At 48.7% G+C, this 21,435-nt stretch carries 17 protein-coding genes; 6 read left to right on the top strand and 11 right to left on the bottom strand.

What is annotated here, in order from left to right; translation table 11 throughout:
• Positions 1-293 precede the first annotated feature (293 nt).
• Both AC2204_RS02810 and AC2204_RS02805 read right to left on the bottom strand, forming a co-directional pair.
• A complete protein-coding gene (locus AC2204_RS02810; RefSeq protein ID WP_318923971.1) occupies positions 294-1,805 on the bottom strand; it encodes a CoA-acylating methylmalonate-semialdehyde dehydrogenase in 1,512 nt (503 codons plus the stop codon).
• Positions 1,806-1,856: 51 nt separating this feature from the next.
• A complete protein-coding gene (locus AC2204_RS02805; RefSeq protein WP_318923970.1) occupies positions 1,857-3,764 on the bottom strand; it encodes a bifunctional 5-dehydro-2-deoxygluconokinase/5-dehydro-2-deoxyphosphogluconate aldolase in 1,908 nt (635 codons plus the stop codon).
• 565 nt (positions 3,765-4,329) lie between these two features.
• Between AC2204_RS02805 and AC2204_RS02800 the strand changes: the two genes are divergently transcribed.
• Positions 4,330-5,190, top strand: a complete 861-nt coding sequence (locus tag AC2204_RS02800; RefSeq protein WP_318923969.1) for a MurR/RpiR family transcriptional regulator — start codon at positions 4,330-4,332, stop codon at positions 5,188-5,190.
• A 173-nt stretch (positions 5,191-5,363) separates the two neighbouring features.
• On the opposite strand, the gene AC2204_RS02795 is transcribed toward AC2204_RS02800, so the two are convergent.
• From AC2204_RS02795 to iolE, 8 genes are all read right to left on the bottom strand, one after another.
• Positions 5,364-6,242: a DMT family transporter gene (locus AC2204_RS02795; protein ID WP_318923968.1), complete on the bottom strand. Its 879-nt coding sequence runs from the start codon at positions 6,240-6,242 to the stop codon at positions 5,364-5,366.
• Between the two features lie 131 nt (positions 6,243-6,373).
• Complete coding sequence (locus AC2204_RS02790; protein ID WP_318923967.1) at positions 6,374-7,219, bottom strand: MurR/RpiR family transcriptional regulator; 846 nt, start codon at positions 7,217-7,219, stop codon at positions 6,374-6,376.
• 77 nt (positions 7,220-7,296) lie between these two features.
• On the bottom strand, positions 7,297-8,124 hold the full coding sequence (locus AC2204_RS02785) for a class II fructose-bisphosphate aldolase (protein WP_318923965.1): 828 nt from the start codon (positions 8,122-8,124) through the stop codon (positions 7,297-7,299).
• 12 nt (positions 8,125-8,136) lie between these two features.
• On the bottom strand, positions 8,137-9,009 hold the full coding sequence (locus tag AC2204_RS02780) for a 5-deoxy-glucuronate isomerase (protein ID WP_318923963.1): 873 nt from the start codon (positions 9,007-9,009) through the stop codon (positions 8,137-8,139).
• A gap of 210 nt (positions 9,010-9,219) precedes the next feature.
• Positions 9,220-10,215: a 5-dehydro-2-deoxygluconokinase gene (iolC, locus tag AC2204_RS02775; protein WP_318923961.1), complete on the bottom strand. Its 996-nt coding sequence runs from the start codon at positions 10,213-10,215 to the stop codon at positions 9,220-9,222.
• A 12-nt stretch (positions 10,216-10,227) separates the two neighbouring features.
• The gene (locus AC2204_RS02770; RefSeq protein ID WP_318923960.1) at positions 10,228-11,403 is read right to left on the bottom strand and encodes a Gfo/Idh/MocA family protein; all 1,176 of its coding nucleotides are present in this window, start codon (positions 11,401-11,403) and stop codon (positions 10,228-10,230) included.
• A gap of 114 nt (positions 11,404-11,517) precedes the next feature.
• Entirely contained in the window at positions 11,518-13,389 is a 1,872-nt protein-coding gene (gene iolD, locus AC2204_RS02765; RefSeq protein WP_318923958.1) for a 3D-(3,5/4)-trihydroxycyclohexane-1,2-dione acylhydrolase (decyclizing), read from the bottom strand.
• Between the two features lie 137 nt (positions 13,390-13,526).
• Positions 13,527-14,420 (bottom strand): myo-inosose-2 dehydratase, encoded by an 894-nt coding sequence (iolE, locus tag AC2204_RS02760; RefSeq protein WP_318923956.1) that lies wholly within the window; start codon positions 14,418-14,420, stop codon positions 13,527-13,529.
• Between the two features lie 567 nt (positions 14,421-14,987).
• Between iolE and AC2204_RS02755 the strand changes: the two genes are divergently transcribed.
• Positions 14,988-16,430, top strand: a complete 1,443-nt coding sequence (locus AC2204_RS02755) for a sugar porter family MFS transporter (protein WP_318923954.1) — start codon at positions 14,988-14,990, stop codon at positions 16,428-16,430.
• A 93-nt stretch (positions 16,431-16,523) separates the two neighbouring features.
• Positions 16,524-17,408, top strand: coding sequence for a LysR family transcriptional regulator (locus AC2204_RS02750; RefSeq protein WP_318923952.1), 885 nt, complete (start codon positions 16,524-16,526; stop codon positions 17,406-17,408).
• Here the strand turns inward: AC2204_RS02750 and AC2204_RS02745 are convergent.
• A complete protein-coding gene (locus AC2204_RS02745; protein ID WP_318923951.1) occupies positions 17,397-18,146 on the bottom strand; it encodes a sulfite exporter TauE/SafE family protein in 750 nt (249 codons plus the stop codon). The genes AC2204_RS02750 and AC2204_RS02745 overlap by 12 nt on opposite strands.
• Before the next feature lie 337 nt (positions 18,147-18,483).
• Here AC2204_RS02745 and AC2204_RS02740 point away from each other — a divergent pair, with 337 nt between their 5' ends.
• From AC2204_RS02740 to AC2204_RS02730, 3 genes are read left to right on the top strand one after another with little or no spacing between them, the layout of a single operon-like run.
• Positions 18,484-19,698 carry an acetyl-CoA C-acetyltransferase gene (locus AC2204_RS02740; protein ID WP_318923949.1) on the top strand — a complete coding sequence of 405 codons (1,215 nt, stop codon included), beginning with the start codon at positions 18,484-18,486 and terminating at the stop codon, positions 19,696-19,698.
• Positions 19,699-19,713: 15 nt separating this feature from the next.
• Positions 19,714-20,364 (top strand): CoA transferase subunit A, encoded by a 651-nt coding sequence (locus AC2204_RS02735; protein WP_318923947.1) that lies wholly within the window; start codon positions 19,714-19,716, stop codon positions 20,362-20,364.
• A gap of 4 nt (positions 20,365-20,368) precedes the next feature.
• Positions 20,369-21,049, top strand: a complete 681-nt coding sequence (locus tag AC2204_RS02730) for a 3-oxoacid CoA-transferase subunit B (RefSeq protein WP_318923945.1) — start codon at positions 20,369-20,371, stop codon at positions 21,047-21,049.
• Positions 21,050-21,435 lie beyond the last annotated feature (386 nt).

Below are 21,435 nucleotides of genomic sequence, written 5' to 3'. Positions count from 1 at the left end.
GCTGATCAATCCAGAGTCTGAACAGATGGTCCCTATTTAATTCTGCGACTTGATGCAAGCCAGCAAGATGGGTAACCGCCACCTGTAAAGTGGCGGTTTTAGGCGGTTTTAGGCCATCTCTGCCATAGCACCCGAACGATGAATCTCTGAAAGGTTGTGTCGCTAAGTTATACAGAAGCACAAGCGTACTGAAGTCGCCTATGGCGACTTTTGTAAAAGGCCAGGTTCGCCATACCTATATGATTCGAAAATCAATGACTCAGCCCCCTTTTGATTAGTTCGAAATTAATATGTCACTCCATCGTTGGCATAACAAAAGCACTGGTATGTTGCTCTAAGCGCACACTGGCCGGCCAGCGGCTGGTCACGGTCTTCATTCGGGTATAAAAACGCACCCCGTCATTACCGTGAACATTTAGCGGACCAAACACCGAGCGTTTCCAGCCGCCAAAGCTGTGGAATGCCATTGGTACTGGAATGGGCACATTGACCCCGACCATTCCCGCCAGCACATCTTCGCTAAACTGACGTGCTGTTTCGCCATCACGGGTAAAGATAGCGGTTCCGTTGCCGTACTCATGACGATTGATCAAATCCAATCCAGTCTGGTAATCAGAAACACGAACCACGGCCAGAACCGGGCCGAAGATCTCTTCTTGATAAATCGCCATATCTGGCGACACATTATCGAACAGTGTTGGCCCGACGAAATACCCCTCTTCATGACCGTCAACCACCAGCTCGCGGCCATCAACAACCAGCGAGGCGCCTTGTTCAACGCCTGAGGTGATGTAGTCACAGATCTTGGCTTTGTGCTGGGCTGAAATGACCGGCCCCATGTCGTTTTCTTTCCCTTCAACAAGACCTGGGCCGACGTTCATTTCACCGATGTAATGCTGTAGCTTTTCAATCAGCAGATCGCCTGTCTCATCACCGACGACAACGGCGACTGACAACGCCATGCAACGCTCACCGGCTGCGCCGTAAGCTGCGCCCATAATCGCGTTGGCGGCCATATCCACATCGGCATCGGGCATCAAGATACAATGGTTTTTCGCCCCGCCGAGTGCCTGACAGCGCTTACCGTGCACTGACGCTGTGCTGTAGATGTATTCTGCAATGGGTGTTGAACCGACAAAGCTAACGGCTTGGACTCGATGATCCGTTAGCAACACATCAACGGCTTCTTTATCGCCATTAACGACGTTGAAGACACCATCGGGCAGGCCTGCTTCTTTCAACAGTTCAGCTAGCATCAGGGCAAGAGAAGGATCTTTTTCAGACGGCTTAAGCACAAAGGTATTACCGGCTGCCAGCGCAATCGGAAACATCCACATCGGCACCATTGCCGGGAAGTTAAACGGGGTAATACCGACACAGACACCAAGCGGTTGCATCAACGAATGGCTGTCAACACCAGTACCGGCATTGGCAGAGTGCTCGCCTTTCAGCAGGTGAGGAATACCACATGCAAACTCGACCACTTCCAGCCCGCGGGTGACTTCACCGACCGCATCGGAATACACTTTGCCGTGTTCGTTGGAAATAATACGCGCCAACTTGTCCATATTCGCTTCAAGTAAGGCTTTAAACTTAAACATCACCCGCGCCCGCTTCAGCGGGGATATTTTTGCCCATGCTGGAAAAGCGTTATCTGCCACTGCAACGGCTTCTGCCGTTTCAGCAGCCGAACTCAAAACAACCTGACGGGTTTGCTCGCCGGTCGCGGGATTAAATACGGGGGCACAGCGGTTACCGTGACTTTCACTTACCCGGCCGTTGATATAATTCTGAACGGTTTCCATGACTCTTTACTCCTGTAATCATTGATTGCGGTTGCTATTAAACAGCCCGGATTAACCGCGCTGACGCCAAAGCGTGATCAGATTGTGATAATTATTTTTTACTTGTTCGATCAATCCGCTGTCATCTATATTTCCAGCCAGCCAATCTCGAGACGGTTGTCCGAAGATAGTGCGCCCAACGGCAAATCCTTTAACGAGTGAATTACTGGCAGCCGCATCAAACCCCGCTTTCAGCTCGGCTTCTGGTGCATCGAGTCCGAGTAAGACAACACCACGGCAATGCGGATCTCGTGCTTCGATCAAGGCACTGGCTTCTGCCCAGGATTGTGCAGACAATGGCGGCAGTTTCCACCAGTCCGGCTTCACATTCAGGTTATAGAACTGCGTCATCGCCCCCAGGTATAGCTCATCACTACGTTCCATATCTGCCGGTAAAATCACTTCCAGCAGCATTTCATGGCCAGATTGGCAGCAAGCGGCATACACCTCTTTGACCATATTCTCCTGCTCCAGACGCAGGGTATGCTGATCTTCCGGGTGGAAGAACACTAAACACTTAACAACATGCTCCAGTGGCCAGCCGATAAGCTGTGATCCTATGTTGCCATGCTCCAGACGGAGCGGGCGCGACCCCGGTAATTCAACCGGACGTCCGATCCACCAGCCTGAGCCTGTAACTTCATTCAGGACATTCTGACCAAAGCTGCTATCGCACAGAATGCCGGCTTTTCCTTCTAACCCTGCTTCCTGAGCGACTTCCTGGCTCGCCTTCAGGATCAATTGCTTCAGGGGAGAGATGCGGTCGGTACTTGCTCCCACTTCACGTGCCATATCGACAAACTGAATACGATGGTCAAACGCCAGAACACATAACTCTTCCCAGTTTGTCTTTCGGGTTGTCACGCGATGGAGGTGATTGAGTCGCTGATCCCGATCCGGACGCGGTACCTCGTTGGCCCGGACAAGGTAATCATCCAGCTCTTCTTTGGAGGGCATCGCCGGTGCACAGCCGTGGCGGGAAACCACCAGTGCACCGCACGCATTGGCATAGGCGCAAGCCTGCTCCCAGCCTTCGCCATTCAGGTAGCCACGCAGTAGCCCTGACATAAAGGCATCACCAGCCCCCAGGACATTGAGCACATCGACACGTACTCCCTCGATGGTGATCCCTTCATCCAGATCATTGGGAATATCATGGCTAAACACCGAGCAGCCTAACGGACCACGCTTGCACACCAATGCCGCCGGGCTTACTTCGCGTACTGCGCACAGAGCTTCAACAGTATCGGTTGAGCCGCCGGCAATATGGAATTCTTCTTCCGTGCCGACAATCAGGTCAAACAAACCCAATACTTCCTGTAACTGCTCAGTTACCGGCCCCGATTCAATAAAACGGGTTTCGCCATCACCCAGTGATGTTAATCCCCACAGTACCGGGCGGTAGTCAATGTCGAGTGCTGTTTTTACGCCATGACGGCGGGCATATTTGAGAGCAGTAAGAACAGCATCACGGGTTTTCGGATTGGATAAATGAGTACCGGTAATGGCCAAACAACGGGCCGATGCGATGTATTCTTCTGAAACGTCATCAGCCGTGATGGCCATATCTGCACAGTTATCACGATAGAAAATCAGCGGGAACGTTTCTTCATCCTTAATACCCAGAATCACCAATGCGGTTAGGCGATCTTTGTCTGTGATCAGGTGGCTGGTATCGACACCCACGCTTTCCAACTCTTCCCTGAGGAAGCGGCCCATGTGCTCATCGCCCACTCGAGCCAGCATTGACGACTTGAGACCTTGTCGTGCAGTACCGTAAGCAACATTCCCTGATGAACCACCAAGATACTTGGAAAACGACCCCATATCTTCCAGGCGGGTACCTATTTGCTGTCCGTATAAATCAACAGCCACACGACCCATACAAATAAGATCGAGCTTCTTATTGCTGGTATTCATCCTTTTTACTCCTTCCTCGGATCACTGAACAAGTCGCCCTGAACCCTAGTGGCCAGCCTCCTAATATAAGGAGGCAGGCCAGGCATCGGCGCTAAATTGCTTCAACGTTTTTGTTTCAACAACACCCTTATACGAAACAAATATTTCATTTTCAATGTAAATTGAAACAAAAAAACCTCTTTGTGATCTTGATAGTCTTTCTCAAGCAACATGAAATAGATTCCGATTGACGACGGAACAAGGAGTTAAGCCATAGCCAGGAAAAATAACGGCCGTAGCGGTGAGGTGTTTAACATGGCGGAAATACGTTACCGGACGGGATGTAAAAATGGAAAAAGAGCCGACAACGCCATCAACCAGCAACACGGGGTTTACTTTGCTGCTGGGTGGATAGCGTATAGCTTGCAGCGGCTCTTTCAGGCGTCGTGGCTTTTGCCCTGGTTTTGTAATTTGTTTCGAAATGTATATTTCGGCATGAAAGCTAAATAGACATTATTGAAAAAAACGTTTCATCTTGTTCGTCAAGCCCCTACAATCAGAAAATGTAGAAATCAGGGAGCCTTCTATGCCTATTGCGACTAACCTAACCGAACTGCAGGATCAGATCCGTTCACGATACGGTGATCTGAGCAAGCGCCTTCAACAAGTTGCTCAATATATGCTGGACAACACTAACAGCATTGCCTTCGATACCGTTGCCGTTATCGCCAAACAGGCAGGTGTACCACCATCAACCCTGATCCGTTTTGCCAACGCCTTTGATTTCAAAGGTTTCAACGAAATGAAACAGTTATTCCGCCGTAATTTGGTTGAAGAAACGGCAAGCTATACTGACAGAGCCCGCCTGTTCAAAGAGCTAGAAACTGAACAGAAGCCGCCTGAGCGCCCCGAAGACATTTTGCAAGAATTTGCAAGGGCCAACGCCCAGGCGATGCAACAACTGGCGACTCAAACTTCTCCAGACAAGATGGAGCAAGCTATTGAGATGCTGGCAAGTGCCGAGAATATCTACATTATCGGTTTACGCCGCTCTTTCAGCATCGCGTCTTACCTGACTTATGCTTTGCGTCACGTCGAACGCCGAGCCTTTCTGATTGATGGCCTGGGTGGAATGTTTGAAGAACAGTTAAGTATGATTGGACCCAATGATGCGGTTATTTCAATTAGCTTTAGCCCCTATGCACCAGAAACTGTCATGCTGAGCGAAGTCGCCTCTCAGGCGGGAGCCAAGCAAATTATCATTACAGATAGCCAGATCAGCCCTCTCGCCTCGTTCAGCGATGTGTGTTTTGTTGTTAAAGAAGCGCAAGTTGATGCCTTCCGCTCTCAGTCTGCCTCACTATGCCTGGCTCAAACGCTGGCTGTATCACTTGCTTTCAGGCAAGGGAAAAAACAGGGTGACGATACAGACGCTCTTTCCGGCTAACTCGTCATAAATGCACGCCCAAAAAAAGCCTTGCCTTCGCAAGGCTGAAGCTGGATTTTTCCTTCGGGTCATAAGCAATTTTACCGTATCGAGCTCGTGCCTTGGGGGCTAACAAATTGGCATAGATCCGCACTCAGGTTATAACAAATGGCTTCTGAATTAGAGACCATTTTTTATCCTCCTGGCAATTTTGCCATTACCCTCGCGCTGCCTCGATAAACCAACAGAGCACATAAAATCATGGCGCAGCCTAGCAATTTATTTATCGGCATCTGCTCGCCGTACCACAACATACTCAGTACCACTGTCCAGACCGGCTCTAGCACCATAATAATCGCTGCATTGGCGGCGGTAGTATGTTTCTGTCCGGAGGTTTGCATGACGTAGCGCAGACTGGTGGCAAGTAGCACACTCATCGCAAACCAGCCCCAGATATCAATGCTGATCTGCTCTGGCCAGGTTTCAAAGCTCAGTGAGGCTACTAGCCCCATAACGCCGGTGACAAACAGCTGAATACTGGTCAGAAGCAAGGTCGGAATACGCTGGGCGAAACGACTGTTGAAGTTGAAATGCACCGCCAGCATAACGGCAGCCAACACAAACCATATCTGGCTTGCTGACTGCTGCCAACCAGAGGCCGATGACAGCAGCACCAATCCGGCAATCGCAATCGGTAAGGAGAGCCAGAACATTCGGGGAGGTCGCTGTTTAAACAACGGCCAGGCAACCAGAGGAACAAATAACATGGAAAGGCTCATGATAAATGCCCCTTCCCCGAGCGTATCACTCACCGAAATGGCATAGATCCAAAGTAATAACGCACTCCCCAGCAAGCAACCAACACTCATGGCGCGAACAAGATCACCGCGGCTGACCTTTCTTAATGCCTGATAGCTAAATGGCAATAGAAATAGTGAGGCCAACACAAACCGTGAGCCAATAAACCCAAACGGGGGGAGCCCTTGTATGGCTTGTTTGGAAAAAATCCATCCGGCGGCAGCCAGCATGGTGGTCACGACTAAAATAAAATCTGCGCGGCGTTCCTGCGTCATAGCGTTCCTGAGTTAAATTGAGAGTAAATACCAGACGGCATAAAGGTGGATAATGGTTATTCTCTTGTTATTAGGTATGACGGGGAGTAAAAAAGCTGACCTACGCCAACTTCTTTGGCCTGAAATGTGGGTTATTTTATTTCGCGGCACATCAGGCTGACTGCCAGGGTTTGTGCCAGATACATCGAGCTGCTCAGTGAACGAAATCCCATGACCTCACCTTCTTCGACTTCAAAGCAAACATCCATCTTGCTGCCTTGAGAAGTCATTTGATTGTCGGTAATAGCAACAATCGGCACACCTTTGTCGAAGGCTTTTTCAATCAGCTCATCGGTTTCAGGAGCGTAAGGCGCAAAAGTCACCGCCACTAATACATCGTTGTCACTCATTCGACGTGTCATCGGGGTCAGCATTCCACCATGATCGTCGAGCAACACCACATTATTGTCGGATTTCATCAAGGCATACCACAGATAAAACGCGACGGGATAGGCGCGACGCATACCCTGAATATAAATCGTATCGGCCTTATCCATCAGTGCGACGGCGCGATCAAGCTTTTGCGGTGATATCGAGATCTGGAGCTGCTCCATGGCTTCAATATTGGCGGTGCCGTAATCTTGAAAAATCGCAGTCGGCGATTCAGGCCCCACAGTGTCTTGCTCACGAGCCTGACGAACACGCTCTTTGTAGTCTCTTGGTCGATTCAGATACTGATCACGGAATAATGCCTGCATCTGACTAAAACCACTAAAACCCATGGCATTAGAAAATCGGCTTAAGGTCGATAGTGGTACATTGGCCTGCTCGGCAATCGTCGCCATGGTCTCGACTGCGACTAACATTGGCTGGGCCATCACATAATCAGCGACTTGCTGAAGTCGCAGGCTCAACTTATCGTAACGCTTTACAATTAATTCTCGTAGCGTATCCAGATCGGCTGGCATTTGTTGTAATTGGATATCTTCAGCTTCCATATCTGGCTGCTCTCCCGTTAGAAAGCTATTGAGTAAAATGATCATACCCCAAGGCGAAGCATCTTGGGGCACGTATTTTAGGATAGTAATTGAAAGTTGCGGATCGCTTCTTGTTTCACAAAGGGCATTGCCTTTTGCATAAAGTAGATACGATCAAACTTTTCTGGCTCATTGTTCATGTGATCGCGCAAATTATACCCTAATGCCTGACGCAAACAGGTGCCTATATTAAATTTCGAGACCCTGCTTTGCTTCAGTTTCTCCATATCTTGATCACAAATACCGCTTGAGCCGTGAATCACCAATGGAATCGAGACCTTGTTGGCAATACGATCCAGCAGGCCAAAATCGATGGTGCACGTAGGCTCTGTCAGACGATGGACATTCCCCACCGATATCGCGACACAATCTGCACCACTTTCTTCGGCAAACCTAGCGGCATCAGACGGTTCGGTATAGATAGATTTTATATGATCACGCCCCTCTTCGTAAGGTACCGAACCAATCTCACCTTCAACCGACGCACCCAGTGCATGGGCAACATCAGCCACTCTACGTGTTCGTGCAATATTTTCTTCTAGTGGTAGCTGTGAGCCGTCAAACATCACGGAACTAAAACCGGCCTTCAATGCCCGAAAGACAATATCTTCCTCATAGGTATGATCCAGGTGTAAACAAACTGGCACCGTGCTGTTATGGGCAAGGCTCAGAAACATCGCTGCGGCGGTTTCAACACCATAAAAATCCACGACATCTTTGTTACATGCAAGAATCACCGGCTTGTTGACTTCTTCTGCCGCTTCAACAACGGCACGCGCATCTTCAAAACCAAAGATATTGAAACAAGGAACGGAATAGTTAGACGCCGCTGCCTGTGGCAATAAATCATTTAAATTAACCAGCATAATTGCTCCTTGTTATTTGAATTTGGCAACCATGTCTTTGATGCCAGGGATGGTCTCGACCTGATACTCATGGTGCGGGTCGAAGTGCTGCACCAGTGACTTGGATGTTTTGCCAACGATAATAGTGAAGTAATACATTTCATAACCCGGTGCCGCGACACTTGGATGGTAGCCTTTATCGATCGCAATCACCGAACCGGTACGTACGTGGTATACCGGGCCGAAGTCATCTTCATGCTCATACAGGAACTGGGCACCGAAACCAAAATCGGGATTAAAGCGGAACTGGTACACTTCTTCATAGAGTGTCTCTTTGCTGCCGTCTGGCTTGGTGCGATCTTCATCGTGTTTATGTGGCGGGAAACCCGACCAGCCACCCGCACCGACCGTAAACAGCTCGCTGACCAGTAAACGCCCACGCTTGTCGGAATTACTCTGACCCAGCACATGCTTGATTTTACGGTGTGTTTTGGTGTCATCTGACCCGTACTGAATCATGTCTACGCTATCTTGGCGGATACAAAATGGTTCGAGGGATTCTTCAAAACGGCCACCTGCAATCATCACGTCAGCCGTGTCACTCACACACTCGATGACTGCGGTATAGCCCACGGGGACATACACAGATTCTGGGTCTCCCTCCCAAACTGAGGCTCGCTGGCCAATGTTGTCAAATACCGTTTCTTGCTGATCACCATTACTCACTTTAATACAGCAAGTACCGCCAGCCAGCACAATCACCGACTCATAGCCTTCGACAGTGTGCAGGTGTGTCTCACCTTGGCTTAAGCGAACTTGATTGAAATAACACAAAGGTGTCACTTCGTCGTTGATATCAATGATTGGCTGATTTTTATTATCAAATGGTGGGATATGTTTACCCATTGTCACTTTCTCCTCACTTGCCACGCAAGGGATCAGACCTGCATAGCAATAGAAATTCTATTTTTGAATAATGACTTATTAAAAATGTCGATAAAAAAGCCGGGCCTCGATGGTATGTATTGCCCGCGATGGCCTATCTGGCCATACTGACGGTTAATACTGGCCCGACTGACCTAAATAACCCTATTCATTTCGTCCGAAGATGAAATATCAAAGGTTTTGTTCTCGGGCCTCAATAAAATCAAGCAGTTGTTCTTTGGTTGGCATCGCTTCGGTGCAGCTGTTGCCGCTCACATTAATGGCCGCCGCCGCCGAGCCATGCTTGACACCCGTTTCAAGATCGCCGCCGTTTACCAACGTCCAAATCAGGCCACCTGCGAATGAGTCGCCAGAGCCGAAGGGCTTCTGGACATCAACCCGAAATATACCCTGCTGAAACCGGTATCCATCGCGGCAGTAGACTTTCGAGCCCAGCTCTCCGGCCTTGATCACTACCACCTGGGTACTGGCGCGCAAGAAACGCTCTGCCGTTGCATCATCGTCTTTGTTACCCGGAGCCAACACGGTTTCCATCATGTCGAATTCTTCACGATTACCGATAACGATATCCGACAGGCCTGCAGCAATGCCGTAATAGATAGAGGCATCAACATCGGTTCGCCATGAATAAGGGCGATAATCCACATCCAGAACGACAACGGTGTTATTACGGCGAGCATGCTCCATTGCAATTAACGTTGCTTCACGGCTTGGGCTTTCTGATAGTGCTGTGCCTGTTACTACCAGCACTTTCGAGCTGGCAATATAGTTAGGGTCAACCTGTTCTGGTTTGATGGTTAAATCTGATGCTTTGTTACGGTAAATTAGAACCGTACAATCACTTGGCTTCATCTCGGTAAACGCAACAGAAGTCCGTGAACCCGAATCGTCAGTCATCATGCCATCAAGGTTGATACCCTGTTCGTTCATATAGCCTTTTACGTAGCCGCCGAAAGCATCATCAGCGACACAGCCAATAAAGCCGACGTTGCCACCTAGCTTACTGATCGCCACTGCAATGTTGGCTGCAGAACCACCGACGAACTTATTAAACCCTGAAATATCAGCCATATCCGTGTTTGATTCACGGGCGTATAAATCAACGCCCGCGCGACCTAACACGATGGCATCCAGCTGACGGTCTTGCTGAAGTGCTATCTTTGTCATCGTAATTTCCTATTACTTGTATTCAACCCAAGCGGCGTTCTGGTCTGCTGACTCTACGCACTTCTCACAAAGGCGAACGCCTTCAATACCCGCATCGATACCCGGGAACCAGATCCCCGCCAGCGCTTCTTGGTCGTCACGATCTGCGGCATCAAATGCCAACGCAAAACGGTGATAGAGGTTTGCCCAAGACTCGAAGTAACCTTCTGCGTGACCACCGCCAACACGGTTAGCCGCCACACCTTGAGCATCTTGGTGCAGGTAGCCCATGCCACGCTCCAGAATGCGCGAAGGTTCGCCCTGCACTTCGTAGCGAAGCTGGTTTGGCTGCTCATCCCACCATTCAATGGAAGCTTTTGAGCCGACTATACGAATTTTCTGCTGATGCATAGAGCCAGAGTTAACCGCTGATGCCCAGAGCGTACCGACCGCGCCACCTTTGAATTCCATCATGACGTGCGCATTATCTTCCAGCGGCGTACGAGACTTGATAAAGCTTTGACGCATGCAAGATAGACGGTCTACCTCCAGGCCTGTCATTACTTCACACAGATAGAACGCATGGGTGCCGATATCGCCAAGCACGTAGGTTGGGCCAGAAACTTCAGGACTTACACGCCATTTCAGACCCGGATCATTCTTTTCATATTCTTCGTTGTGGAAGCCATGCGCGAACTGCATATTGATAACACGAACGTCACCAAGGTCACCACGCTGAACCATTTCACGTGCCTGCTGAACCATTGGGAAACCGCTATAGCCGTACATCACACCAATAACACGGTTTTTCTGAGCAGCCAGCACTTTTAGTTCTTCCGCCTCTTCCGTGGTAAAGGTAATTGGCTTTTCGCACACCACGTGCAAGCTTGCTTCTAATGCCGCTTTACAAATTTCGTAGTGGGTTGAGTTTGGTGTGGCAATAGAGACCGCCTGAATACCGTCTTCACGCTGAGCTTCTTTTTCGAACATTTCTTTGTAGTTAGCGTAGCAACGGTCACTATCCAGACCTAGGTTGGTACCGAAATCGCGGCAACGCTCAGGATCTAAATCGAAAGCACCCGCAACCAGCTTGAACAAACCATCTCGCTGTGCTGCATTACGGTGTGAATAACCAATCTGGCTTCCACGACCACCACCGACCATTGCCCAGCGGATTGGTTGGTCAAAATGACGTTCTTCATTAAACATAGCTTTGCTCCTTTGCCGGCATCACGACCACGTTAGGCTGTGCTTTCGGTGATGCCTGCGTATAGGTTGAGGAAAATGAAAAATTGTTATCTTTATTGCTTATATGATTCGGGGCTACACACCGCGACGTTGTGTGGCTCGACCTTCTTCCCAGTCAGCGACTTTCTTCGCGGTCTCTTCATTGCGAGTCACTTCAGGAAGACCGACTTCCCACCAGCAGTCACATTTCGACCAGGCCGCAGGTGATACAGGATCAATATCGACAACAATCACATACGTGCGATCAGCTTCTTTTGCACGGGCAAAGGCAGCATCAAACTCATCGACAGAGGTCAGCTTCTCACTGATAGCGCCCTGTGCTTCGGCATGCTTGGCAAAATCCACACGAGCCACCTCACCATCTGGACGGCGGCAGTCTGCAAGCAGGTTGTTGAATGACTCGTTACCGGTATTGTTTTGCAGTTTATTGATAACTGCGAAGCCGCCGTTGTCACACACCACCACAATCATTTTGTGACCAGTTAACACTGAAGAGTAAATGTCTGAATTTTGGATAAGGTAAGAGCCATCACCCACCAGTACCACGACATCGTTATCAGGATTCGCAATCTTGGCACCCCAGCCACCGGCAATTTCATATCCCATGCACGAGTAGCCAAAATCGATATCGAACTTACCGATCTGGTAGTTCTGCCAGTTCATTGAAAGCTCAGCTGGCAGACCACCTGCCGCAGTCAGCACAGTATCGCCTTTCTCCATTGAGGTATTGAGCTTGCCAATCACTTCAGCATAAGAAGACAGGCCAGGCAGCAAATCACCTTCTTGCGGATGGGTACGACGCTGGACCAGGGCTTTCCACTCATCGGCTTCTGCTTTCGCTTTTGCAGACCACTCATCACCTGAACGCCAGTCACCCAGCAAGCCAGACAGCTTGGTCATACAGGTTTTGGCATCACCCAGTACCGGGTAAGAGAGGTGCTTGATAGCATCAAACTTCGCCACGTTAATGCTGACCAGCTTCATGTCCGGGTTCTTGAATACTGTCCAGGAGCCGGTGGTGAAATCTTGCAGGCGAGTACCGATAGCCAGAACAACATCGGCTTCGTTCGCCATATGGTTAGCTGAATCTGATCCCGTAACACCAATTGGGCCAGCATTTAATGGGTTGTCCTGCAGCATAGTGGCGCGACCTGCAATCGTTTCAACGACTGGAATATTGTGCTTAGCCGCAAAGTCAGCCAACTCATCGGTTGCCAATGAGTAATGCACACCGCCACCAGAGATGATCAGTGGTCGCTTAGCCTTAATTAGGATCTCTTTCGCTTCTTCCAACACCACCATTTCAGGCTCTGGACGGCGAATACGGTGCAGTTTTTCAGCAAAAAACACTTCAGGGAAATCGTACGCCACACCCTGAATATCTTGTGGTAAACCGAGGAATACCGGGCCACAAGTTGCAGGGTCTAGCATCGTATCCAACGCTTGAGGCAGAGTATGCATCAACTGAGTCGGCGATAAGATACGATCCCAGTAACGAGTTAGCGGCTTAAAGGCGTCGTTTGACGTCACAGACGGATCTTCAAAGTTTTCCGGCTGCTGAAGAACGGGATCAGGCAAGCGGCTTACATACGCATCGCCCGAAATAAGCAGTAGTGGTAAACGGTTAGTATGAGCAATACCGGCTGCCGTTACCATGTTGGTCGCACCTGGACCAATAGAACTGGTTGCAATACCAATACGTCGGCGTTGATTAGCCTTGGCGTAGGCAATGGCTGCTGTTGCCATCGACTGTTCGTTCTGACCACGCCAGGTTGGAATTTTATCTTCGATGTTTTTCAGTTGCTGACCAAAGCATGTCACATTACCGTGACCAAAGATGGCAAATGCAGCACCGAAAAGCTGCTCTTGGTTACCATCAATGTCTATTTTCTGTGCTGCAAGGTATTTAGCAAGCGCTTCAGCAACAGTCAGGCGTACAGTTTTCATCTTCTTCCTCGATCTTCGACACACAAAATAATGGCTTCCTTGCCCTTGCCCCGGCTACAGTGTGTTTTCCTGCTTTAATTGCAGCCAGTGTTTTAATTGGGGAACCAGCGCCCCCCAACAGAACTGAATGTTGCTACTTACAGGCCATATTTTGTTGCATAGCCGGTGATATTTTCGTAGGCAGTCTTGGCAAATGTTAATGGGGGAGCTTTAGCTGGATCCTGCTCAGCTTCAACCAATAACCAACCTTCGTAGTTACGTTCTTTCAGTGCTGCGAAGACATCGTCGTAATCCACATCGCCAGTACCCGGAACGGTAAATACACCATCAAGAACTGCGTTGAGGAATGATTTATCTGCCTCGCGGGCTGCCTTCATCACTTCCAAACGAAGATCTTTGAAGTGCATGTGGCCAATACGGTGACCCCAGCGTTTGATCATGGTGACAGGGTTACCACCGCCATATGTGATGTGGCCGGTATCCAGCGTCAGATAAACGGAGTCGCCCGTTAGTTCCATCAGAAGATTGATGTCATCTTCTGTTTCGACGATGGTGCCAACGTGATGGTGGAAAGAGAGCTTGATACCGTGCTCGTTCAGCAGATAATCCGCTACGGTTGTTAATTTTTCAGCGTATATTTTCCACTCATCCATGGTCAGGATGACGCGCTGTGACAGCGGTGTATTGATATCACCGTGAACAGTATTGCTCACCTCACCGAACACCATCGCCTTACAACCTGCCGCTTTTAGTAATTTGATGTGCTCTTGCATTGCCGCAATTTCTTCGTCAGCAGTCAGCGTCATCAGGTTGCCGCTGTACCAGCCAGAAGCCAAAACCAGTCCGTGTTTTTCCAGTAGGGGAATTAACACTTCAGGTTCACGTGGGTATTTAGTCCCTAGTTCCGTACCGGTAAATCCAGCTTCCGCCATTTCGCTCAAGCACGTTTCCAGTGGGATATCACCGCCAAGCTCTGGCATATCATCGTTAGTCCAGGTCAAAGGGCTGATACCGTATTGCACTTTGCTCATGTTGTTCTCCACAATTTTTAAGTATTAGGAAGATGAGATTGACTCTCTGGTCCTATTGATGATGTCTTTTGCACAACTTCGCAAAAAACCGGTTCAATCTTCATCACTTTGCTTCACTGGAAATCAATATAAACGAATAAGAACGAAATGAAAAATATTTTTCACGCCAAAAGCATTTTTTCAAACAACCATTATTTTCTGAAAAAACACAGAGCCAACGCGGCCTGACGAGCTTTTTGAACAAGATCACAACAATGACTACCACATTAAAAAACAATGACTTATATGGAATTTATCGTTTGAAAAATATTTTCCACAATTTGACCAAGGTAACATTTTCGAGAAAAGTAAGTTTAAATGGTAGCCGGATTCATTTTGAATCCCTATGATTAAAACAACGCCAAATGGAAAATATTTTTCAACAAATATTTATAATTATTAAAATACTTGGCAAATGACGCAACCCGATACCAATACCCTACAGACATATGGATATCGGATAACTACCCAACTCAAACTTATTCGGTGGTTGAGAAAGAGATGGGAATCTTAATAAAGGAGTAGAAGATGTCACTCAATACCAGGACACCGTCCCAGAAACATAATTTCGCCTACATTATTAGAATTTGTTGTATCGCAGCTTTAGGAGGGATTTTACTTGGCTACGATACCGCCGTAATTTCTGGTGCTATTGGGCCCATTCGTGAGTACTTCGGCTTAACGTCCGCTCAAACCGGTTGGGCCGTATCGAGTGTCGTACTCGGTAGTATTTTTGGTGCTATCAGCGCGGGCTGGAGTGCCCTTAAATATGGTCGTCGAAACACACTTTTAATCGCCGCTATCTTATTTGCCATCTCGGCCGTAGGCTCTGCCCTAGCACCGACTTTCATTCTCTACGTTTTGCTTCGCATTGTAGGGGGTGTGGCTGTCGGCCTGGCCTGTGTGGTTTCGCCAATGTATATGTCTGAGGTGGCTCCAGCAGACTTCCGTGGCCGGGCAGTGAGTATGTTCCAACAATCAGCGGTTGTTGGTCAGACGGGCGTATTTTATGTCAACTATTTGATTGCAAAAGGTATGTCTGAAGAGTGGCTGGTTGATTTAGGCTGGCGTTGGATGCTCGGTTCTGAAATTATTCCCGCCCTGTTATTCGCAGTTCTGCTCTTCATGATCCCTGAATCGCCACGCTGGTTAGTACTTAAGGGCCAGCTAGGTAAAGCCAAACAAACCCTATCCCGTATTTCAAACCCGGAAGATGCCGACCGTTTAATCAGTGAAATTCAAGCATCGTTAACAGATCTCAATTCAGCGAATAAGAATAAGGTAAGCCTGCGCTCTCCGCTTCTTTTCTCTATTTTACTTATTGGTACCTTTGTTGCCGCTGCCCAGCAGCTAACCGGTATCAACGTTATCATGTACTACACACCTGAAATCTTGAAGCCAATTGCTGGCGGTACTGAAAATGCCCTCTTCCAGACCACATTTGTCGGTGTCGTCTTTATCCTGGGTAACGCCTTGGGTATGTACCTGATTGATAAAGTGGGCCGTCTGCCACTCATGAAATACGGTACATTAGGTTGTGCTCTTGGTATGACAATTGTCGGTTATGTGCTTTACACTGGTACTGAAGGCTACGCTGCATTATTCGCACTGTGTTTATATGTTGTGGCATACGCGACGTCGTGGGGCTGTGCATGTTGGACGATGATTTCAGAAATCTTCCCGAACAGCATCCGTTCACGCGCAATGGCAATCGCTGTTGGTGCACAATGGTTCACAGGTTTTATCGTTACCCAAGCGTTCCCGATGCTAAACGATAATGCCTTCCTGAAAGAGCACTTTAATGGTGCATTCAGCTTCTGGATTTTCGCGGTTCTTTCTATCATTTGTATGGTCGTTGTCGTTAAGTACGTACCTGAAACGAAAGGTGTCAGCTTAGAAAAGATGGAAGAAGTCATGGCCGCCAAACTTGGCAAGAAACAGTCTGTTCATACTGCTGAATCCAACGCTTAACGATTTGAAATATTTCGGTTAACGCTTTATACAGGCTTATCTCTTGATAAGCCTGTTTTTTTTCAACAAACGGTAATGCGTGGGGAAAATAAAATGTTAGATAAAATGGCTTTTTTCATCTATGTGATCCGCACAGGGTCAATTTCAGCGGCCGCACGCAAGTTCAAGGTATCGGTGTCGGCCGGCAGTCGCTGGTTACAAGATCTAGAACAGAGCTTTGGCATCAGCTTGTGCCGCCGCAGTAACCGCAGAATCACCCCCACTCCTGCCGGGCAAAAGCTGTTTGATGAATTCTCACCGATGGTCAACGATGCAGAGCATCTTTGCCGCACCATGCAAGATTTTCAGCATCATGATAAAGGCCATCTTGATATTGCCTGTACACCTGTTTTTGCCAACCATTTCCTAATGCAGAAGATAAGCAATTATTTCAACACCAATCCAGAGGTCACATTCAACCTCAATATAACGCCATGGGCTCTTGACCATATTGCCGATAGCGATTTAATCATCTGTGCCAATGCCTGCTATCAGGGCTATCGAGAGAAAGATCTCCATTTAGTACGACGAGAGATCATGCAAAGCCCCTTTGTTGTGGTTGCAGCGAAAAGCTATCTCGAACATAAGCCTGCTCCGGTTGTGCCCGCCGATCTCGCAGAGCACCAATGCTTGTTCGCGACAACACTGACAGGCAGTAATGACTGGATATTTACCCAAAAAGGCGAGACTCAGATGATAAAAGTACCTAAATCGCTTGAAGTGAATGACAGTGATCTGCTGCTGAAAAGCGCAAAAATGGGGGCCGGCATTGCCTACCTGCCCGCTTTTCTTGTCGAAACAGCGATCAATGATGGGGAACTGGTTTCCTTGCTGGACGAATTTGAAACCAGTATCTGGAGCTTGAATCTGTATTACCACTCAACGACGACGGCGTCAGCTGTTGCCATGCATTTCAAACAATACCTCTTAGAAAACTGAGACGCCATCAATCGATAACTTGAGCCCTGAGATAAACAGAAACAGATAACATAGCCGGTATACCCAATCTTGGCTGACCCGGTGAAGGAGCCAGATCCCGATGTAAACGCCGACAGGTGCCAACGGGGTAAGTAACAATGCCGTCATGAGATTGGTGGTATCGAATCCGCCGATCATGGCATAGGGGATCAGCTTAACCAGATTAATAACCGCAAACAGTACAGCCATGGTCGCCACCAGTGTTACTTTCTCTAATCGAAGTGGTAATAGATAGATGCTGACAGGCCCGCCACCGGCATGAATGGCAGTACTGGAAAAACCGCCGAGCGTGCTCCACCACCACGCAGCAACTAGCCCTGCTGGATGTTGGCGAGTACCACGTTGCAACATATATTGGATACAAAAGAGTAGCGACAAGCCACCTATAAGCAGTTTCAGCCCTGCCTCTGGGGTAATGCTTAGAAAAAGGCCGGCAAAGAGGATACCGAGCAGCGAACCGGGTAACATCCTTTTTATCACGGTGTAGTCTGCACTCTTATAATGTTGCCTGACGGCAAATACATCCATTACACACAAGGTCGGTAACAATATTGCGGCCGCTTGGGTCGGAGAAACTGCCAGCGCCATCAACGGGACAGCAATAATTCCCAATGCCCCACCCAAGCCTCCTTTACCGATCCCATAAACCAGTACTGCAGGAATAGCCGTTAGATAGAACCAAGGATCGGTGATAAACATACTTAAAGGTGACTCCTATAAACCATTTTCTCGCAAGAAAGCGCGACTCTTATTGCCATCGTTTTATTCCCGCGATGATCAAACCTTTACCTTGCAACCAGACTTCCACTGACTACAAACAAAATCCTTTCTCTGATAAAAACTGACGACTTTTCCTAAATACAGTACATAAATAATGCCTAGGCTATTACAAACCTGAAGGGCGTTTCGTGAAGCGGCACTCACACAGGTTTTGCATTTACGCAAATCTGATTTGAATTTTTGGCTATAACACTAACCAAGGGCGGACTCGTAAACTGATGAGGTATCTATAAGAAAATTCACAGGATTGAAGTTTATGGAACCTATTTACATCGTGGCAGCAAAGCGCACACCAATTGGCAGTTTTAACGGCTCTTTGGCTCCTCTGACGGCACCAGAGCTCGGCGCTGTTGCTATTCGCGGCGCCATGAACCAGTGCCAGCTCGACGCCACATTGATTGACGAAGTGATTGTCGGCAATGTCCTCAGCGCAGGCATCGGTATGGGCCCGGGTCGTCAGGCCGCTATTGCTGCGGGTATTCCTGACACCGTCCCCGCTTATACCCTTAATATGATTTGCGGTAGCGGAATGAAAAGCGTCATGGATGCGGCCAGCCACATCCGCGCCGGCGATGCAGAAATAGTGCTCGCCTGTGGCATGGAAAGTATGTCGCAGGCCCCTTTTATTACGTCAGCACAATTGCGTGCGGGGGTACGAATGGGGCACCAGACCATTGAAGACAGCATCATCAAAGACGGTCTCACCGATGTTTTTAATCAGTATCACATGGGGATGACTGCAGAAAACATTGCAGAACAACTTAATATTACTCGGCAGCAGCAAGATAGCTTTGCTCTTAGCAGCCAGCAGAAAGCCGCAGCAGCATTAGAAACCCATGGCTTCAACAGTGAAATAGAGCCGGTTACAGTAACTCTCCGCCGCAACCAGTATCGGGTAGAGTGCGACGAATACCCGAAAGCTGATGCCACGCTGGAAGGACTGCAAAGCCTTCGCCCCGCTTTCAAGAAAGAAGGAACAGTCACGGCAGGGAATGCGTCCGGTATTAATGATGGCGCTGCTGCGATTATCCTGGCGTCAAAGTCTGCCGTAGAGCGCTATCAACTGACTCCGCTAGCTGAAATTGTGGAATATGGCCAAGCAGGTGTTTCACCTGAAGTCATGGGGCTAGGGCCTGTTCCCGCCATCGCCAATGCCCTCCAGAAAGCCAACCTGTCACTTCATGAAATCCAATGCTTTGAGTTAAATGAAGCCTTCGCGGCACAGGCACTGGGAGTGGTCAAGCAGCTCGCAGAACAACACGCCGTGTCCGAAGCGTGGATTCAAGAACGAACCAACCCCAATGGCGGCGCAATTGCCCTTGGTCATCCTCTTGGCGCATCAGGCGGCCGTATTCTTACCTCACTGCTTTACGAAATGGAAAGACAGGATCATGAGTACGGGCTGGCATCACTGTGTATTGGTGGCGGAATGGGTACTGCGGTGATCCTTCGTCGTTGCAAACAAGCATAAATTAAGGAGCCACCAATGAGAAAAGCGATTACAAAACAAATGATTGCCGAGCTTCTCCATGATGACATGACCATCATGATTGGCGGATTTATGGCCAATGGCGCCCCCGAAGGCCTGATCGACATCCTGATCGAAAAAGGGATTAAAAATATCACATTGATCAGTACCGATACAGGAACACCCGATACCGGTTCGGGCAGGCTTATTAAAAATCGTTCCGTCAGCAAACTCTATGCCTCTCATATTGGTTTAAACCCTGAAACCGGGAACCAGATGAACCGCGGCGAGCTGGATGTAGAACTGGTTCCACAAGGCAGCCTGGCTGAAAAGATCCGGGCCGGAGGGGCGGGATTAGGCGGCGTATTGACCCCGACAGGTCTTGGCACGCTAGTGGCTGAAGATAAGCAGGTCATCAACGTCGATGGCACCGATTTCTTACTTGAAAAGCCCCTTCGTGCAGACTTGGCACTGATCCGTGGTTCCATCGTCGATACCAAAGGCAATGTGTTTTATAAGCGAACTACCCAGAACTTCAACCCGCTGATGGCAACCGCGGCCGATACCGTCATTGTCGAAGCTGAAATCCTGGTTAAAGCCGGTGACATCGAACCGGAATCTGTTCATACACCGGGGCTCTTTGTCGACTATATCTACCAGGGAGAATAGCAGCATGGCTAAGCAACATGATAAACATCAGATCCGCCGCATGATTGCGTGGCGTGTCGCTCAGGAACTTCATGACGGTGATGTCGTCAACCTCGGTATTGGCCTTCCCTCACAGGTTGCCAATGAAGTGACCAGTGATATTGAAATTCTGCTGCAGTCTGAAAATGGGTTGATCGGGATTGGCGAAATGCCGGACTCTGACAGTTTTGACCCTGATTTGGTTAATGCGGGAGGCCAGCCGATCACGGCAACAACCGGTGCTTGTTATTTTGACAGTGCAGATTCATTTACCATCATTCGCGGCGGGCATGTTGATGTCACGGTACTCGGCGCGCTTCAGGTCGATGAGCATGCGAACCTTGCCAACTGGATCATCCCCGGCAAGATGGTGCCCGGTATGGGAGGCGCAATGGATCTGGTTGTTGGAGCAAAGAAAGTCATTGTGGCAATGGAGCACACCGTCAAAGGTAAGCCTAAGCTTCTAAAGCACTGCTCTTTACCGCTGACAGCGGCCAATCAAGTTGATTTGATCATCACCGAGCTGGGTGTCATTAAGCTAACAGGCTCCGGGATGGAGCTGATTGAAATTGCACCGGATACAACAATTGAGGAAGTGCAGGCCGCAACAGAAGCTGAATTACAGATTTCACCACAGTTAACCATCATGGCGGTACCATTCAATTAGGTGAATCACCATTCCTTCTATTTGTCACAACAGCGGCATTGTGGGGGGAAATACACCACGATGTCAAAACGAACCCGGCGAGCTTTTCTGAATTTACGCTTGAGCCCGTCTACTGAGTCTGTCTGTTGCAAGAATACCATCAGAAGCCACGATACCGCTTGCTGTATTTTGGATTGAAGCAAACATCTTTGATTTAAAAGTTATTAATATTAAGTTAGGAGTTAACTATGCCTGTAACGAATATAGCTGAACTAGATGCAATGGTTGCCCGTGTCAAAGCTGCTCAAAAAGAGTTTGCGACTTTCTCTCAAGAGCAAGTTGACAAAATCTTCCGTGCTGCATCTCTGGCGGCGAACAACGCGCGTATTCCTCTAGCTCAACAAGCT

The sequence above is a fragment of the Photobacterium sp. genome, assembly GCF_057456235.1.
Note: the sequence above shows the minus strand (reverse complement) of the source record. Positions and strands in the feature narration are given on the sequence as shown.

Bases quoted from the DNA above. Each gene is read 5' to 3' on its own strand.
- AC2204_RS02800 (WP_318923969.1), top strand. From the start codon at position 4,330: ATGCCTATTGCGACTAACCTAACCGAACTGCAGGATCAGATCCGTTCA.
- AC2204_RS02735 (WP_318923947.1), top strand. From the start codon at position 19,714: ATGAGAAAAGCGATTACAAAACAAATGATTGCCGAGCTTCTCCATGAT.
- AC2204_RS02810 (WP_318923971.1), bottom strand. From the start codon at position 1,805: ATGGAAACCGTTCAGAATTATATCAACGGCCGGGTAAGTGAAAGTCAC.
- AC2204_RS02790 (WP_318923967.1), bottom strand. From the start codon at position 7,219: ATGGAAGCTGAAGATATCCAATTACAACAAATGCCAGCCGATCTGGAT.
- iolC (WP_318923961.1), bottom strand. From the start codon at position 10,215: ATGACAAAGATAGCACTTCAGCAAGACCGTCAGCTGGATGCCATCGTG.
- AC2204_RS02805 (WP_318923970.1), bottom strand. From the start codon at position 3,764: ATGAATACCAGCAATAAGAAGCTCGATCTTATTTGTATGGGTCGTGTG.
- AC2204_RS02780 (WP_318923963.1), bottom strand. From the start codon at position 9,009: ATGGGTAAACATATCCCACCATTTGATAATAAAAATCAGCCAATCATT.
- AC2204_RS02755 (WP_318923954.1), top strand. From the start codon at position 14,988: ATGTCACTCAATACCAGGACACCGTCCCAGAAACATAATTTCGCCTAC.
- iolD (WP_318923958.1), bottom strand. From the start codon at position 13,389: ATGAAAACTGTACGCCTGACTGTTGCTGAAGCGCTTGCTAAATACCTT.
- iolE (WP_318923956.1), bottom strand. From the start codon at position 14,420: ATGAGCAAAGTGCAATACGGTATCAGCCCTTTGACCTGGACTAACGAT.
- AC2204_RS02730 (WP_318923945.1), top strand. From the start codon at position 20,369: ATGGCTAAGCAACATGATAAACATCAGATCCGCCGCATGATTGCGTGG.
- AC2204_RS02795 (WP_318923968.1), bottom strand. From the start codon at position 6,242: ATGACGCAGGAACGCCGCGCAGATTTTATTTTAGTCGTGACCACCATG.
- AC2204_RS02745 (WP_318923951.1), bottom strand. From the start codon at position 18,146: ATGTTTATCACCGATCCTTGGTTCTATCTAACGGCTATTCCTGCAGTA.
- AC2204_RS02750 (WP_318923952.1), top strand. From the start codon at position 16,524: ATGTTAGATAAAATGGCTTTTTTCATCTATGTGATCCGCACAGGGTCA.
- AC2204_RS02740 (WP_318923949.1), top strand. From the start codon at position 18,484: ATGGAACCTATTTACATCGTGGCAGCAAAGCGCACACCAATTGGCAGT.
- AC2204_RS02785 (WP_318923965.1), bottom strand. From the start codon at position 8,124: ATGCTGGTTAATTTAAATGATTTATTGCCACAGGCAGCGGCGTCTAAC.
- AC2204_RS02770 (WP_318923960.1), bottom strand. From the start codon at position 11,403: ATGTTTAATGAAGAACGTCATTTTGACCAACCAATCCGCTGGGCAATG.